15 protein-coding genes are annotated in these 12642 nt (G+C 72.0%); 11 read left to right on the top strand and 4 right to left on the bottom strand.

Annotated elements, in window-relative coordinates; translation table 11 throughout:
* Window positions 1-10: 10 nt before the first annotated feature.
* Window positions 11-643 (bottom strand): TIGR03085 family metal-binding protein, encoded by a 633-nt coding sequence (locus HG542_RS10915; RefSeq protein WP_171080089.1) that lies wholly within the window; start codon window positions 641-643, stop codon window positions 11-13.
* A 37-nt stretch (window positions 644-680) separates the two neighbouring features.
* Between HG542_RS10915 and hisI the strand changes: the two genes are divergently transcribed.
* From hisI to HG542_RS10960, 10 genes are all read left to right on the top strand, one after another.
* Window positions 681-1040, top strand: coding sequence for a phosphoribosyl-AMP cyclohydrolase (hisI, locus tag HG542_RS10920; RefSeq protein ID WP_227726997.1), 360 nt, complete (start codon window positions 681-683; stop codon window positions 1038-1040).
* An 82-nt stretch (window positions 1041-1122) separates the two neighbouring features.
* Window positions 1123-2640, top strand: a complete 1518-nt coding sequence (locus tag HG542_RS10925; protein ID WP_171080093.1) for an anthranilate synthase component I — start codon at window positions 1123-1125, stop codon at window positions 2638-2640.
* Window positions 2641-2694: 54 nt separating this feature from the next.
* Window positions 2695-3351, top strand: coding sequence for a TIGR02234 family membrane protein (locus HG542_RS10930; protein ID WP_171080094.1), 657 nt, complete (start codon window positions 2695-2697; stop codon window positions 3349-3351).
* A gap of 111 nt (window positions 3352-3462) precedes the next feature.
* On the top strand, window positions 3463-3681 hold the full coding sequence (locus HG542_RS10935; protein ID WP_171080096.1) for an HGxxPAAW family protein: 219 nt from the start codon (window positions 3463-3465) through the stop codon (window positions 3679-3681).
* Between the two features lie 112 nt (window positions 3682-3793).
* Window positions 3794-4219 carry a DUF2752 domain-containing protein gene (locus HG542_RS10940; protein ID WP_171080098.1) on the top strand — a complete coding sequence of 142 codons (426 nt, stop codon included), beginning with the start codon at window positions 3794-3796 and terminating at the stop codon, window positions 4217-4219.
* 134 nt (window positions 4220-4353) lie between these two features.
* Window positions 4354-5163, top strand: a complete 810-nt coding sequence (gene trpC / locus HG542_RS10945) for an indole-3-glycerol phosphate synthase TrpC (protein WP_171080099.1) — start codon at window positions 4354-4356, stop codon at window positions 5161-5163.
* Between the two features lie 5 nt (window positions 5164-5168).
* Window positions 5169-5321: a tryptophan biosynthesis modulator TrpM gene (gene trpM, locus HG542_RS36025; protein ID WP_368857184.1), complete on the top strand. Its 153-nt coding sequence runs from the start codon at window positions 5169-5171 to the stop codon at window positions 5319-5321.
* 46 nt (window positions 5322-5367) lie between these two features.
* The gene (gene trpB, locus HG542_RS10950) at window positions 5368-6612 is read left to right on the top strand and encodes a tryptophan synthase subunit beta (RefSeq protein WP_171080101.1); all 1245 of its coding nucleotides are present in this window, start codon (window positions 5368-5370) and stop codon (window positions 6610-6612) included.
* Window positions 6612-7427, top strand: coding sequence for a tryptophan synthase subunit alpha (gene trpA, locus HG542_RS10955; protein WP_171080103.1), 816 nt, complete (start codon window positions 6612-6614; stop codon window positions 7425-7427). The genes trpB and trpA overlap by 1 nt, the downstream gene beginning before the upstream one ends.
* A 75-nt stretch (window positions 7428-7502) precedes the next feature.
* Window positions 7503-8288 carry a DsbA family protein gene (locus HG542_RS10960; protein ID WP_171080105.1) on the top strand — a complete coding sequence of 262 codons (786 nt, stop codon included), beginning with the start codon at window positions 7503-7505 and terminating at the stop codon, window positions 8286-8288.
* A 10-nt stretch (window positions 8289-8298) separates the two neighbouring features.
* On the opposite strand, the gene HG542_RS10965 is transcribed toward HG542_RS10960, so the two are convergent.
* A complete protein-coding gene (locus tag HG542_RS10965) occupies window positions 8299-9333 on the bottom strand; it encodes a serine hydrolase domain-containing protein (protein ID WP_171080107.1) in 1035 nt (344 codons plus the stop codon).
* Between the two features lie 277 nt (window positions 9334-9610).
* Here HG542_RS10965 and HG542_RS10970 point away from each other — a divergent pair, with 277 nt between their 5' ends.
* Window positions 9611-10768 carry a hypothetical protein gene (locus tag HG542_RS10970; protein WP_171080109.1) on the top strand — a complete coding sequence of 386 codons (1158 nt, stop codon included), beginning with the start codon at window positions 9611-9613 and terminating at the stop codon, window positions 10766-10768.
* Here the strand turns inward: HG542_RS10970 and HG542_RS10975 are convergent.
* Both HG542_RS10975 and HG542_RS10980 read right to left on the bottom strand, forming a co-directional pair.
* Window positions 10702-11490, bottom strand: a complete 789-nt coding sequence (locus HG542_RS10975) for a hypothetical protein (RefSeq protein WP_171080110.1) — start codon at window positions 11488-11490, stop codon at window positions 10702-10704. The genes HG542_RS10970 and HG542_RS10975 overlap by 67 nt on opposite strands.
* Window positions 11491-11564: 74 nt before the next feature.
* On the bottom strand, window positions 11565-12623 hold the full coding sequence (locus HG542_RS10980) for a glycosyl hydrolase family 18 protein (RefSeq protein WP_171080112.1): 1059 nt from the start codon (window positions 12621-12623) through the stop codon (window positions 11565-11567).
* Between the last annotated feature and the right edge of the window lie 19 nt (window positions 12624-12642).

Genomic DNA, 12642 nt, shown 5'->3' on the forward strand with positions numbered 1-12642 from the left:
GCGCGGCGTCTCAGATGCCCAGCTTCGCCGATCCCAGCTTGGCGATGGCCATCTCGTCGCCCTCCAGCTCCACCTTGGCCGCCTTCTGGCGGCCGAAGGCGAACAGGATCAGCTCGGCCGGCTCGCCGGTGACCGTCACCACCGGCGCCCCCTTCCGGGCCACCGCCACACGCCCGTCGGGGCGCCGCAGCACCAGGCCGGCCGGCGAACGGCGGCCCACCACCCGGGCCATCGCCTCCAGGCGGGTCCACAGCGCGTCCGCGAAGACCGGGTCCACCGAGCGCGGCGTCCAGTCCGGCTGCGCCCGGCGCACGTCCTCCGTGTGCACGTAGAACTCCACCGTGTTCGCCGCCTCGTCGATCTGCTTGAGGGCGAACGGCGACACCTTCGGCGGCCCGCTCCTGACGAGCTGCACCAGCTCCTCGTACGGCTTCGCCGCGAACTCCGCCTGCACCCGCTCCAGCCGGGACGCCAGCGGCTTGAACAGCACACCGGCCGCCGCGTCGGCGCGGCGTTCGCGCACCACCACGTGTGCGGCGAGATCACGGGCGGTCCAGCCCTCGCAGAGCGTCGGGGCATCGGGGCCCGCGGTCTCCAACAGGTCGGCGAGGAGCAGGCGTTCGCGCTGCGCGTGGGTCGACATGCCGCCAGCCTACGGCCGCCGCGGCAGAATGGGGGGCATGACAGGCAATTCCTCCGCCCTCGACCCGGCCGTCGCCGCCCGCCTCAAGCGCAACGCCGACGGCCTGGTCCCCGCCGTCGCCCAGCAGTACGACACCGGTGAGGTGCTCATGCTCGGCTGGATGGACGACGAGGCCCTCCACCGCACCCTCACCACCGGACGCTGCACCTACTGGAGCCGCAGCCGCCAGGAGTACTGGGTCAAGGGCGACACCTCCGGCCACGTCCAGCACGTGAAGTCCGTGGCCCTGGACTGCGACGGGGACACGATCCTGGTGAAGGTGGACCAGGAGGGCCCGGCATGCCACACGGGCACGAGGACGTGCTTCGACGCGGACGTCCTGCTGAGCGCCCCGTAGGGGCGCGGGGAACTGCGCGACCAGCCACAGACGACCCGCAGTCGAACCCCAACCCCAAACGGACCCACTAGGCTCCCAGGGCATGGCTGCCAAGCAACACGGCATCACCCCGGATGCCGCCACCTTCCGGATGCTCGCGAAGGACCGCCGCGTCATCCCGGTCACCCGCCGTTTCCTCGCCGACGGGGACACCCCCGTCGGCCTCTACCGCAAGCTCGCCGCCGAGCGCCCCGGCACGTTCCTGCTGGAGTCCGCCGAGAACGGCCGCACCTGGGCCCGTTACTCGTTCATCGGCGTCCGCAGCTCCGCCACCCTCACCGTCCGCGACGGGCAGACCCACTGGCTCGGCACCCCGCCCGTCGGCGTCCCCGTCGAGGGGGACCCGCTGCAGGCGCTGCGGGCCACCGTCGAGGCCCTGCACACCCCGCGCGACCTGATAGAGGATGCGGGGCTGCCGCCGTTCACCGGCGGCATGGTGGGCTACCTCGGCTACGACATCGTCCGCCGCCTGGAGAAGATCGGCGAGCAGGGCCGGGACGAACTGGGCCTGCCCGAGCTGACCATGCTGCTCACCTCGGACCTCGCCGTCCTGGACCACTGGAGCGGCAGCGTCCTGCTGATCGCCAACGCGATCAACCACAACGACCTGTCGACGGGCATCGACGAGGCCTACGCCGACGCCGTCGCCCGGCTCGACGCCATGGCCGCCGACCTGCGCCGTCCCGAGCCCACGCTGCCCGTCGCGCTGCCCGCCTCCGAGCTGCCCGAGTACACCGCGGGCTGGGGCGGCCCCGACTACATGGCGGCCGTCGACGACATCAAGGAGCGCATCCGGGCGGGCGAGGCCTTCCAGGTCGTGCCCTCGCAGCGGTTCGAGACCCCGTGCACGGCCTCGGCCCTGGACGTCTACCGGGTGCTGCGGGCCACCAACCCGAGCCCGTACATGTACCTGTTCCGCTTCGAGGGATTCGACGTGGTCGGGTCGAGCCCCGAGGCGCTGGTCAAGGTCGAGGACGGGCACGCCATGGTGCACCCCATCGCGGGGACGCGCCCGCGCGGCGCCACCCCGCAGGCCGACGCCGCGCTCGCCGAGGAGCTGCTGGCCGACCCCAAGGAGCGCGCCGAGCACCTGATGCTCGTCGACCTCGGGCGCAACGACCTCGGCCGGGTCTGCGAACCCGGCAGCGTCGAGGTCGTCGACTTCATGTCGGTCGAGCGCTACAGCCACGTGATGCACATCGTCTCCACCGTCACCGGCCGGCTGGCCCCCGGCCGCACCGCCTTCGACGTGCTGACCGCCTGCTTCCCCGCGGGCACCCTCTCCGGCGCCCCCAAGCCGCGGGCCATGCAGATCATCGAGGAGCTGGAGCCCACCCGCCGCGGGCTGTACGGCGGCTGCGTCGGCTACCTGGACTTCGCCGGGGACTCCGACACCGCCATCGCCATCCGCACCGCCCTGCTGCGCGACGGCACCGCCTACGTCCAGGCCGGCGCCGGCGTCGTCGCCGACTCCGACCCGGCGGCCGAGGACGCCGAATGCCGCAACAAGGCGGCGGCCGTGCTGCGCGCCGTGCACACCGCCAACCGCCTGGCTCCGTGAGGACACCGGGACCCCGGCCGCGCAGGCCGGAATCGGCCGGGGGATAGTGGAACCGTGAGCGCAGCAGTACCCCACCCCCGCCCCCAGGCCGAGTCCGCAGCCCCCCGCGCCCGGCGCGGCGGCAGGCGCAGCGTCGCCGCCGCCCTGCTGTCCGGTGCCGCCGGTGCGGCGCTCGTGCTGCTCGCGGGCGGCCGCACCTGGGCCGAGGGCGCGGTCGCCGTCGCCCGCGGCACCCTGCCCCAGCACGTCACCGGACAGGACATCAACGGCCTGCCCACGGCGCTGGCCGTCGTGGGGCTGGCTGCACTGGTGGCCGTCTTCGCGGTGCGCGGGGCCGGCCGGCTGCTCGTCGCCGGGCTGCTCGCACTGAGCGGCGCGGGCGTCGTCGCGGGCGCGGTGGCGGGCGCCTCGGACACCTCGGCGCTGGACCAGAAGGCGGCCAAGGTCAACGGCCTGACGCAGGCCACCGTCGAGGGCGTCACCCACACCGCCTGGCCGTGGGTCGCCCTCGCGGGCGGTGTCCTGCTGCTGCTGGCCGGGCTGGTCGCCCTGCGGTACGGGCGCGACTGGCCCGCCATGTCCGGCCGTTACGAGCGCGACGGCGCCGCCCGCCCCCGGCGCACCGCCGCGGCCCCCGACCCCGACCGCCCCGAGGAGCTGTGGAAGGCCCTCGACCGCGGCGAGGACCCCACCGGCGGAGCCGGCCGGTGACGCGGCCCGGACACGCCCACCCCGGAGCGGACCGGCACGGCGCGTACGGAACAATGTCCCGGAGTGATCTCTGCGCCCGCAGGCGCGATACAGCAACGAGGAGTCAGTCTCATGTCGGGTAGCAGCCACGGACACACCCCGGCCGCGTGGACCGGTGTCATCATCGCCTTCATCGGCTTCTGCGTCTCCGGCGCGTTCGTCGTGATGGCCAATCCGGTGGGCTTCTGGGCCGGAATGGTCATCGTCCTGCTCGGCGGTGTCGTCGGCATGATCATGCGCGCCATGGGCATGGGCCAGCCGAAGGCCCAGGCACAGACGCAGCAGGGCTGACCCCGGCCCTCTCCCTCCCGCAAAGGCGCGGCCCAGGACCGTACGGACGTCAGCACCGCCCGTACGCCCGTTCTGAGCTGCGCCTTCGTGCTGTGCGGGGGAGACTCGGCAGGTGCGCGAACGCGTATCCCCGCCACGCCGCCTCGCCGCCCCGCTCGGCGTCGCCGCGGGGCTCGCGGCGGCCGTGGCGTACGTGGGGGCCGTGGACCCCAACCGGCCCGGCCGGTACCCCGCATGCCCGCTGCTGCACTGGACGGGCCTGTACTGCCCGGCCTGCGGCGGCCTGCGCGGTCTGCACGCCCTCGCGCACGGCGACCTCGCCGGGGCGCTCGGCGCCAATGCGCTCGCCGTGGCCGGGTACGCCGTCTTCGCCGGGTTCTGGACCGTGTGGTGCGTCCGGGCACTGCGCGACGGCGGGGGCATGCGGGTCGCGCTGCGCCCGTGGGCCTGGTGGGCACTGGGCGGCCTCGTCCTGGCGTTCACGGTCATCCGGAACCTGCCCTTCGGGGAGCTGCTGGTACCGGGAAGGGCAGGGTGAAGGGCCTCCCGACCGGCCCGGCGTCAACCGGATGCGAATCCTTCGCCCTCCGGCAAGTACCATCGCAGTGCCTGGTGAGGTGAGCTTGCGCCGCACCAGCCCAGACCAGCCGAGTCCGGAAGGGGGCCGCTCGCGTGAGTGTGCTCGACGAGATCATCGACGGAGTCCGTGCCGACCTCGCGGAGCGGCAGGCGCGCGTCAGCCTCGACGAGCTCAAGGAGCGCGCGGCCAAGGCGCCACAGGCCAAGGACGGCGCCGCCGCGCTGCGCGGTGAGAACGTCAGCGTGATCTGCGAGGTCAAGCGCTCCAGCCCGTCCAAGGGCGCGCTGGCCGCGATCGCCGACCCCGCGGGCCTGGCCGCGGACTACGAGGCCGGCGGCGCCGCCGTCATCAGCGTGCTGACCGAGCAGCGCCGCTTCGGCGGTTCGCTGGCCGACCTGGAGGCCGTCCGCGCCCGGGTCGACATCCCGGTCCTGCGCAAGGACTTCATCGTCACCGCCTACCAGCTGTGGGAGGCCCGTGCCTACGGTGCCGACCTGGCCCTGCTGATCGTCGCCGCACTGGAGCAGGAGGCCCTGGTCTCCCTGATCGAGCGGGCCGAGTCGATCGGCCTCACCCCGCTCGTCGAGGTGCACGACGAGGAGGAGGTCCGGCGCGCGGTCGACGCCGGCGCCCGCATCATCGGCGTCAACGCGCGCAACCTGAAGACCCTCGAGGTGGACCGGGACAACTTCGCCCGGGTCGTCCCCGAGATCCCGGACGGCATCGTCAAGATCGCCGAGTCCGGCGTGCGCGGCCCGCACGACCTGATCGCCTACGCGAACGAGGGTGCCGACGCGGTGCTCGTCGGCGAGTCCCTGGTGACCGGGCGCGACCCGAAGGGCGCGGTCGCCGACCTCGTCGCCGCGGGCGCCCACCCGGCCCTGCGGCACGGCAGGAGCTGACCGCGATGCGGGCGTACGCGCGACTGGCCCGGGGGTGCCGCCCCCGGGGCTGCCGTGCGCCCGCGCGGCGCGTCCTGGGACGGCGCGTGCGGTACCACATCGGCTGTGAGCCGGGACAGATCAACGGGCGGCGATGGCGGCAGTCGGCCGCGTCGTAGCCGATCCCTGCCCGTTTCCCGTCGTCAGTCATCCCAGGAGACAGCCATGTCCTCCGAGTTCTTCGTTCCCGACCCCGAGGGGCAAGTCCCCAGTCCCGAAGGCTACTTCGGGGCGTTCGGCGGCAAGTTCATCCCCGAGGCCCTCGTGGCCGCCGTCGACGAGGTGGCCGCCGAGTACGAGAAGGCCAAGGCCGACCCGGCCTTCGCCGCCGAGCTCGACGACCTGATGGTCAACTACACCGGGCGCCCCAGCGCCCTCACCGAGGTGCCGCGCTTCGCCGAACACGCGGGCGGCGCCCGGGTGTTCCTCAAGCGCGAGGACCTCAACCACACCGGGTCCCACAAGATCAACAACGTGCTCGGCCAGGCCCTGCTCACCAAGCGCATGGGCAAGACCCGCGTCATCGCCGAGACGGGCGCCGGCCAGCACGGCGTCGCCACCGCCACCGCCTGTGCCCTCTTCGGCCTGGAGTGCACCATCTACATGGGCGAGGTCGACACGAAGCGCCAGGCGCTGAACGTCGCCCGGATGCGGATGCTCGGCGCCGAGGTCATCGCCGTGACGTCCGGCAGCCGCACGCTGAAGGACGCCATCAACGAGGCCTTCCGCGACTGGGTCGCCAACGTCGACCGCACGCACTACCTGTTCGGCACGGTCGCCGGACCGCACCCCTTCCCGGCCCTGGTGCGCGACTTCCACCGCGTCATCGGCGTCGAGGCGCGCCGCCAGATCCTGGCGCGCGCCGGCCGGCTGCCGGACGCCGCCCTCGCCTGCGTCGGCGGCGGCTCCAACGCCATCGGTCTGTTCCACGCGTTCCTGCCCGACACCGGCGTCCGTCTCGTCGGCTGCGAGCCGGGCGGCCACGGCGTGCCGACCGGCGAGCACGCGGCCACCCTCACCGCCGGCACCCCCGGCATCCTGCACGGCTCGCGCAGCTACGTCCTCCAGGACGAGGACGGCCAGATCACCGAGCCGTACTCGATCTCGGCGGGCCTGGACTACCCGGGTATCGGCCCGGAGCACTCGTATCTGAAGGACATCGGCCGCGCCGAGTACCGCGCCGTCACCGACGACGACGCCATGCAGGCGCTGCGCCTGCTGTCCCGCACCGAGGGCATCATCCCGGCCATCGAGAGCGCGCACGCCCTCGCGGGTGCGCTGGAGGTCGGCCGCGAACTGGGCCCGGAGGGCCTGCTCCTGGTGAACCTCTCCGGGCGCGGCGACAAGGACATGGACACGGCGGCCCGCTACTTCGGGCTGTACGACGACGATGCGGCGGGGGCGAAGTGATGGCCGGAAACCTGGAGTTGCTGAGCGGCGTCATCGCCCGGGCCAAGGCGGAGAACCGTGCCGCCCTCGTCGGCTACCTGCCCGCCGGCTTCCCGACCGTCGACGACGGCGTCCGCGCCGTCACCGCGATGATCGAGGGCGGCTGCGACATCGTCGAGGTCGGGCTGCCGCACAGCGACCCGGTCCTGGACGGCCCGGTCATCCAGACCGCCGACGACATCGCCCTGCGGGGCGGGGTGCGGATCGCGGACGTCATCGACACGGTCCGCCGGGCGCACGAGGCCACGGGCGCGCCGGTGTTGTGCATGACGTACTGGAACCCCGTCGACCGCTACGGCACCGAGCGGTTCGCGGCGGACCTCGCCGCCGCCGGGGGAGCGGGCTGCATCCTGCCCGACCTCCCGGTCGAGGAGTCCGAGGTGTGGCGCAAGGCGGCCGAACAGCACGGCCTGGCCACGGTGTTCGTGGTCGCGCCGAGCAGCCGCGACGACCGCCTCGCCAAGATCACCGCGGCGGGCAGCGGCTTCGTCTACGCCGCCTCGCTCATGGGCGTCACCGGCACCCGGGAATCCGTCGGCCGCGAGGCCGAGGACCTGGTGAGCCGCACCCGCGCCGTCACCGAACTGCCGGTCTGCGTCGGCCTGGGCGTCTCCAACGCCCGGCAGGCCGCGGAGGTGGCCCGGTTCGCGGACGGTGTGATCGTCGGCTCGGCCTTCGTCAAGCGCCTGCTGGACGCCCCGGACCTGGAGTCCGGTCTGGCGGCGGTCCGCACTCTCGCGGGTGAACTGGCGGAGGGCGTGCGCAAGCGCGCCTAACTCGTTCGAAGGAACCGGCGGCCGGGGGCTGTGCCGATGCGCACCCCCGGTTCGTCCGGTTCGTTGTACCCGGACGTGAGCCAGAAGAACAGCGACGGAAAACGCAGCGCCCGCGAGCGCCTGCAGGAACAGCGCCGGATCGAAGAGTCCCGCGCCAAGCGCAAGCGGACCCTGATCGCCGCTGTCGTGGTGGTGGCGGTCCTCGGCGCGGGCGCCGGCATCGCGGCCCTGGTGGCCAACTCCGGCAAGAAGAAGCAGGGCACCGGCGCTTCGGGCCCGCTCGTCGCCCCCCAGAGCGCCATGGGCAAGGACAACCTGGCCATCCCGGTGGGCGAGTCCGGGGCCAAGGCCACGCTCACCGTCTACGAGGACTTCCGCTGCCCCGCGTGCGGCCAGTTCGAGAACGGCTACCGCGAGACGGTCAACGACCTGGAGAAAAAGGGCCAGCTGAAGGCCGAGTACCACATCGTCACCCTCATCGACAAGAACCTGGGCGGCACGGGCTCGCTGAACGCCGCCAACGCGGCGGCGTGCGCCCAGGACGCGGGCATGTTCAAGGCGTACCACGACACGCTGTACATGAACCAGCCGCAGGAGACGGACGACCAGTTCGCGAAGAAGTCCCGCCTGCTCGAACTGGCCGACAAGGTCAAGGGATTGAACACGGGGGAGTTCAAGGGCTGTGTGGACAACGGCACGCACAACAGCTGGGTGAAGAAGTCCCAGCAGACGTTCAGCGCGTCGGCGTACAAGGCGACGCCGACGGTGCTGTTGAACGGCAAGAGCATCTACGCGGACCCGTCGAATCCGCTGACCCCGGCGAAGCTGCGGGAGATGGTGGCGGGGGCGCAGAAGGGGTGAGGGGTGTCCCTCAGCCCGTCGACACCGTCTTCAACGCCAGTGCCCGCAGTGGTGCGATGCGGGCGCGGGCCGTGCCGAAGTAGACCGCGTTCGTGCAGATGACCAGGTAGCGGCCCGCCTCCGGGTGGAGGTAGAGGCTGGTGCCGGTGAAGCCGTGGTGGTAGGCGACCTGGCCGTGGCCGTTGAGGGCCCACGACAGGCCGCGTTCCAGGCCCGGTTCGATCTCGGCCTGCGGGACCAGGCTGGCGTGCAGCCACTCGCCGAGGGCGGAGGAGCGGTGGCCGTGGGACGTCAGGAGCCGTTCCGCGTAGGTCGCCAGGTCGGCGGGGGTGGAGAAGACGCCCGCGTGGCCCGCGATGCCGCCCAGCAGGGTGGCGTTGTCGTCGTGGGCGGCGCCCCAGGTGCGGGGTGCGCCGGGCAGGCGCTGTTCGGTCGGGGCGACGTGGGCGCTGCGCGAGACGGGCCCGTAGACCGTGGACGTCATGCCGAGCCCGTGCCACATCTCGGTCGCGAGCTCGTCGAGCCGTCTCGCGTGGATGTGGGCGAGGGCCAGGCCCAGGAGGATGTAGCCGCGGTTGATGTAGCGGTGGGTGCCGGGGGCGTCCTCGAGTGGCTCGCGGCAAAGGAGCTCGTGGAGCGGGGCGTTGGCGCCCCGGTAGTGGTCCAGGCGCGTGGAGGCGCGCAGGCCGGACGTGTGCGCGAGCAACTGCCGGATCGTCGCCTCGCCGCCGGGCGCCTCGCCGCGCATCGCGGGGAGCGCGTCGCGGACGGGCGCGTCGAGGTCGAGCAGCCCGGCGTCGACGGCACGGCCGACGAGCAGCCAGGTGGCGACGACCTTGGTGAGCGAGGCCAGGTCGTAGACCGTGTGCTCGTCGGGGGCGGCATCTCCGCACTCGGGGGCGACCGCACCCGCGTTGACGATGTGCCGGTTCCCGTCGGCGGTGCCGGCGACGATGACGCCGCCGGGGGTGGCCCCGGCGGTGACCACATCGGCCAGGGCCTCACGGAGGCGGGTGATGTCGTCGGGGGCGAACGATGCGGGCATGAGGGCCTCCGGGGGCAGTGAGCTGTGGTGTTTGCCCTCAGGGTGGCGAGTCGGGTGGGCTGTCGTGGGTAGCCGCGCCGGTGGCGTTACTCGCCGAGTGCGGGAGCCACTGTGCAAGGGGCACGGTACGAAATCCTCGTCGTCACCGCGTGGCGGGGAGGACATGGGACCACCAAGGGTGCGGTGGGCAACCGCCGTGGCATGTCGGGGACGTCTACAGTTGCCGCTTATCCGGCAAGTCCTTTGATCCGATCGAACCGATACGTGAGAGCGTGCAGTGACACCCGAACCACCCCTGCCCGACGACATCTGGGAGCGCTTCGTCCAGGACACCGAGCGCTCCATCCGGGAGACCGCCCCCAAGGAGCCGTCCGCGCGGGCCCGTATGGTCACCGAGCGGCTGCGGCTGGAGGACGAGAAGCGGCAGAAGGAGGCGGGCAGCCATAAGTGGCGCAAGCGGGCGGCTCCGCCGCAGCCCGACGGTTGGCGGACCGGGCCTGCGTGGCAGGAGATGAACGGGCGGGCCACGCGGAAGCGCCGGGTACTCGGGGGCATAGCCGTCGTGGCCGCTGCTGCGGTCACGGTGTTCATCGTCAACCCCGGCATGGTCGTCTCCTGGCTCCCCGGCGGTTCGCACAAGAAGGCCGCTGAGCCGTTGCCCGCCGAGACCGCCCGCCCTACCGGGGCCCCCGGTGCGGCCTCCGGTGCCCCGACTCTCAGTCGGCCCTTCGCCGGGTCGCCCGCCGAGCAGTACGCCGACGGGGCGGCCGGCATCGTCGTGCCCGAGGCCGCGTCCGTGGGCACGTTGTCCAAGGAGCAGGTCGCCTCGGCCCTCACCGCGACCAAGGACTTCCTCGTCGCCGCCAACCTCGATCCCGCGACCATCCGCGGCGGACGCCCGGACGCGGCGATCGCCCTCGTCGATCCGCAACAGAGCGATGTGCTCGGCGAGATGAACACCGCCCTGGGCAAACCCGACCGGAATCACGACCCGCTCCAGTTCTTCAGCCGCTTCGACCCGAACGAAGTGAAAATGGCGGGGGACGTCGTCAAGACCCGGGGGCGGATGACGTTCAAGGAGGGCCGGGACGGCTCGGTGGCCGTGCATGCCGACTACACCTTCGTCTATCCGCTGACGAAGAAGGCGGACGGTTCGCGGGAAGTGGAGCGCACCATCGTGCGCCGGGTCGTGGACACCGAGGTTCTCGACCCCGCCCGTTTCCAGGTGACGCCCGGCAAACTGACCCTCACCTCCTCCAACATGAACATCGCCAACTCCAAGTGCGGCGTCCACGACGGGTTCCTGCACCCGCTATTCGGCTCGGAGGACCGGCAGCAAACCGATGCGACCGGTTCCCCTTCCGACCCCTACGACCGCAGCCGCGAACTGGAAAGCGGCGGAGACGACCGCTGCGGGACCGCCACGCGTACGTGATCCGGGAGGGCTTGCCTTCCCCGGCCGTTTGCGGCCGACTCCGCAAGAATCCGCCACATGCGGGACAACTCGTCCTGCTGCGTGCGGCCCAACCGGTTCCAGACGGCGCCCTGCAGCCAGGCCGTGAGTTCGGGGGTGGCGTGGAATTCGTCCATGGCGCCGAGGCGGAGATCCTCCATCCCCCACTCCGAATTCCAGCGGTCGACCAGGTCCGCCAAGTGCCGGTCTGCCGCCGGCGTGAGCGTGTCGGACCAGATATCGAGCCACGGCTTCAGTGTCCCGGTGACGGCGGCGATGACTTCCAGCGCAGCGCTTGCCGGCACCGAGCTGGGATACTGGTGCAGGATGGCCCGCAGCCACGCATGCCAGAGGCCGGTCACGGCGTCGCGCTGCGGGGCGGGCCACTGCTGCCAGCCTGCTTCCAGGATTCGTGTGGCGAGCACGTCCGGAAAGACATGGAGTTCTTCCATGACGGCGGCGCGCAGGATCCGGGGTGTCATCCGGCGGAACAAACCCGCGAAGTCGCTCCAGTGGCTGGGGACTTCGAGCAAGGTCGCCACCACCAAGTCGTCCGGCACGAGGTCCACCGGGCCGGACAGTACCTCGAAGTCCTTCTCGCCGTAGCAGTGCGTGCAGCCACGGAGTGTGAAGGGCTCGGGCGAGGAGAACTGCTCGTCCAGTAAGTCGAGTGCGGACTGCAGTTGCTGAAAGGGATCGGTCAAGGTCGACCTGCCGAGGACTCCCACCGGCGGACCGGCGAAGATCGCAACATTACCCGAATTACCCGGACCCGGGTTCACTCGGCAGCAGTGCGCGAGAACCACGGATTCCCGCCCAGCGCCCACACCGACACATGCCGTACCCCCAGCCGCCCCAGCAGCGTCAGCCTCGCGTCCATCGCCGCCCCGTCCATGGCGTCGTACAGCACCCCGCGCTCGCTCCAGCGGATCTCGCCCGAACCCGGGTCGCGGCGTCGCCGCACCACCTCCGCGTCGTCCGACCAGCCCGGCCGCTTGCGGAGCTCGGACACCGGGACGCTGTCCTGGATCTTCTTCGTGTCGCACGGGTCCGGTGCGGCGAAGCCGTACGAGGGCAGGCCGATCACGAGCCTGTCCGCATCCGGTACCTGTGACTGCGCGTACGCCACCGCCTCCCGTACCCACCCCTCCGGCGCGATCGCCCAGCAGTGTTCGCCCGCCGGCGTGGCGAAGACGCGGCCGTAGGTCATCACGGTCAACTGGTCCACGCCCGCCGCCATCACCTTCGCGAAGCGGAACGGCGAGTCGCCGTCGTGCAGTTCGGCCGGGGCGTCCACCTGGAGTTTCAGGCCTGCGGCATGCAGGCTGTGCGACAACTCGGACAGGAACGTCTCGTAGTGGGCCTCGTCCTTCTCCGACCAGTTCCAGAAGTCCTCGAAGTCCACGTCCACGCCCGTGAAGCCGATGCGGTGGGCAAGGTCCGTCATGGAGCGGATCGCCGTCGCACGGCGATCCGGATTCCCCACCAGCGCCGCCACCGAGTCGCGGTCCATCGCCGAGACCGTCGTGTACTGCTGCGCCGAATGCGCTTTGACGTCCGCCGCGTTCGCCTCGCTGAAGCCGTTGCAGGGGGCATCCTCACCAGTGGTGTGGAGGGTCAGGGTGCCCTCCGGATTCACTTTCCAGTATTCGGGTTTGAGGACTCCTTCGCGCAGGCGCCCGTCCCGGTACTCGGCAGGGGCCCCGCATGCCGGTTCACCGGTCGAGCCGGGGTAGATCCACGCCTGGAGGGCGGGTCCCGGGGGCCCGGCCTCCCGGGAGGCATGCGGCGTCGCACACGATACGAGGCCCGCGGCAAGGGCGATTGCCGCGGTCATGCGCAGGGCTGGCTGTCGA

This window comes from Streptomyces morookaense (assembly GCF_013030945.1).
GTDB lineage: Bacteria > Actinomycetota > Actinomycetes > Streptomycetales > Streptomycetaceae > Streptomyces > Streptomyces morookaensis.

Bases quoted from the DNA above. Each gene is read 5' to 3' on its own strand.
- HG542_RS10965 (WP_171080107.1), bottom strand. From the start codon at position 9,333: ATGCCCGCATCGTTCGCCCCCGACGACATCACCCGCCTCCGTGAGGCC.
- HG542_RS10925 (WP_171080093.1), top strand. From the start codon at position 1,123: ATGGCTGCCAAGCAACACGGCATCACCCCGGATGCCGCCACCTTCCGG.
- HG542_RS10915 (WP_171080089.1), bottom strand. From the start codon at position 643: ATGTCGACCCACGCGCAGCGCGAACGCCTGCTCCTCGCCGACCTGTTG.
- trpA (WP_171080103.1), top strand. From the start codon at position 6,612: ATGGCCGGAAACCTGGAGTTGCTGAGCGGCGTCATCGCCCGGGCCAAG.
- HG542_RS10935 (WP_171080096.1), top strand. From the start codon at position 3,463: ATGTCGGGTAGCAGCCACGGACACACCCCGGCCGCGTGGACCGGTGTC.
- trpB (WP_171080101.1), top strand. From the start codon at position 5,368: ATGTCCTCCGAGTTCTTCGTTCCCGACCCCGAGGGGCAAGTCCCCAGT.
- HG542_RS10980 (WP_171080112.1), bottom strand. From the start codon at position 12,623: ATGACCGCGGCAATCGCCCTTGCCGCGGGCCTCGTATCGTGTGCGACG.
- hisI (WP_227726997.1), top strand. From the start codon at position 681: ATGACAGGCAATTCCTCCGCCCTCGACCCGGCCGTCGCCGCCCGCCTC.
- trpM (WP_368857184.1), top strand. From the start codon at position 5,169: ATGCGGGCGTACGCGCGACTGGCCCGGGGGTGCCGCCCCCGGGGCTGC.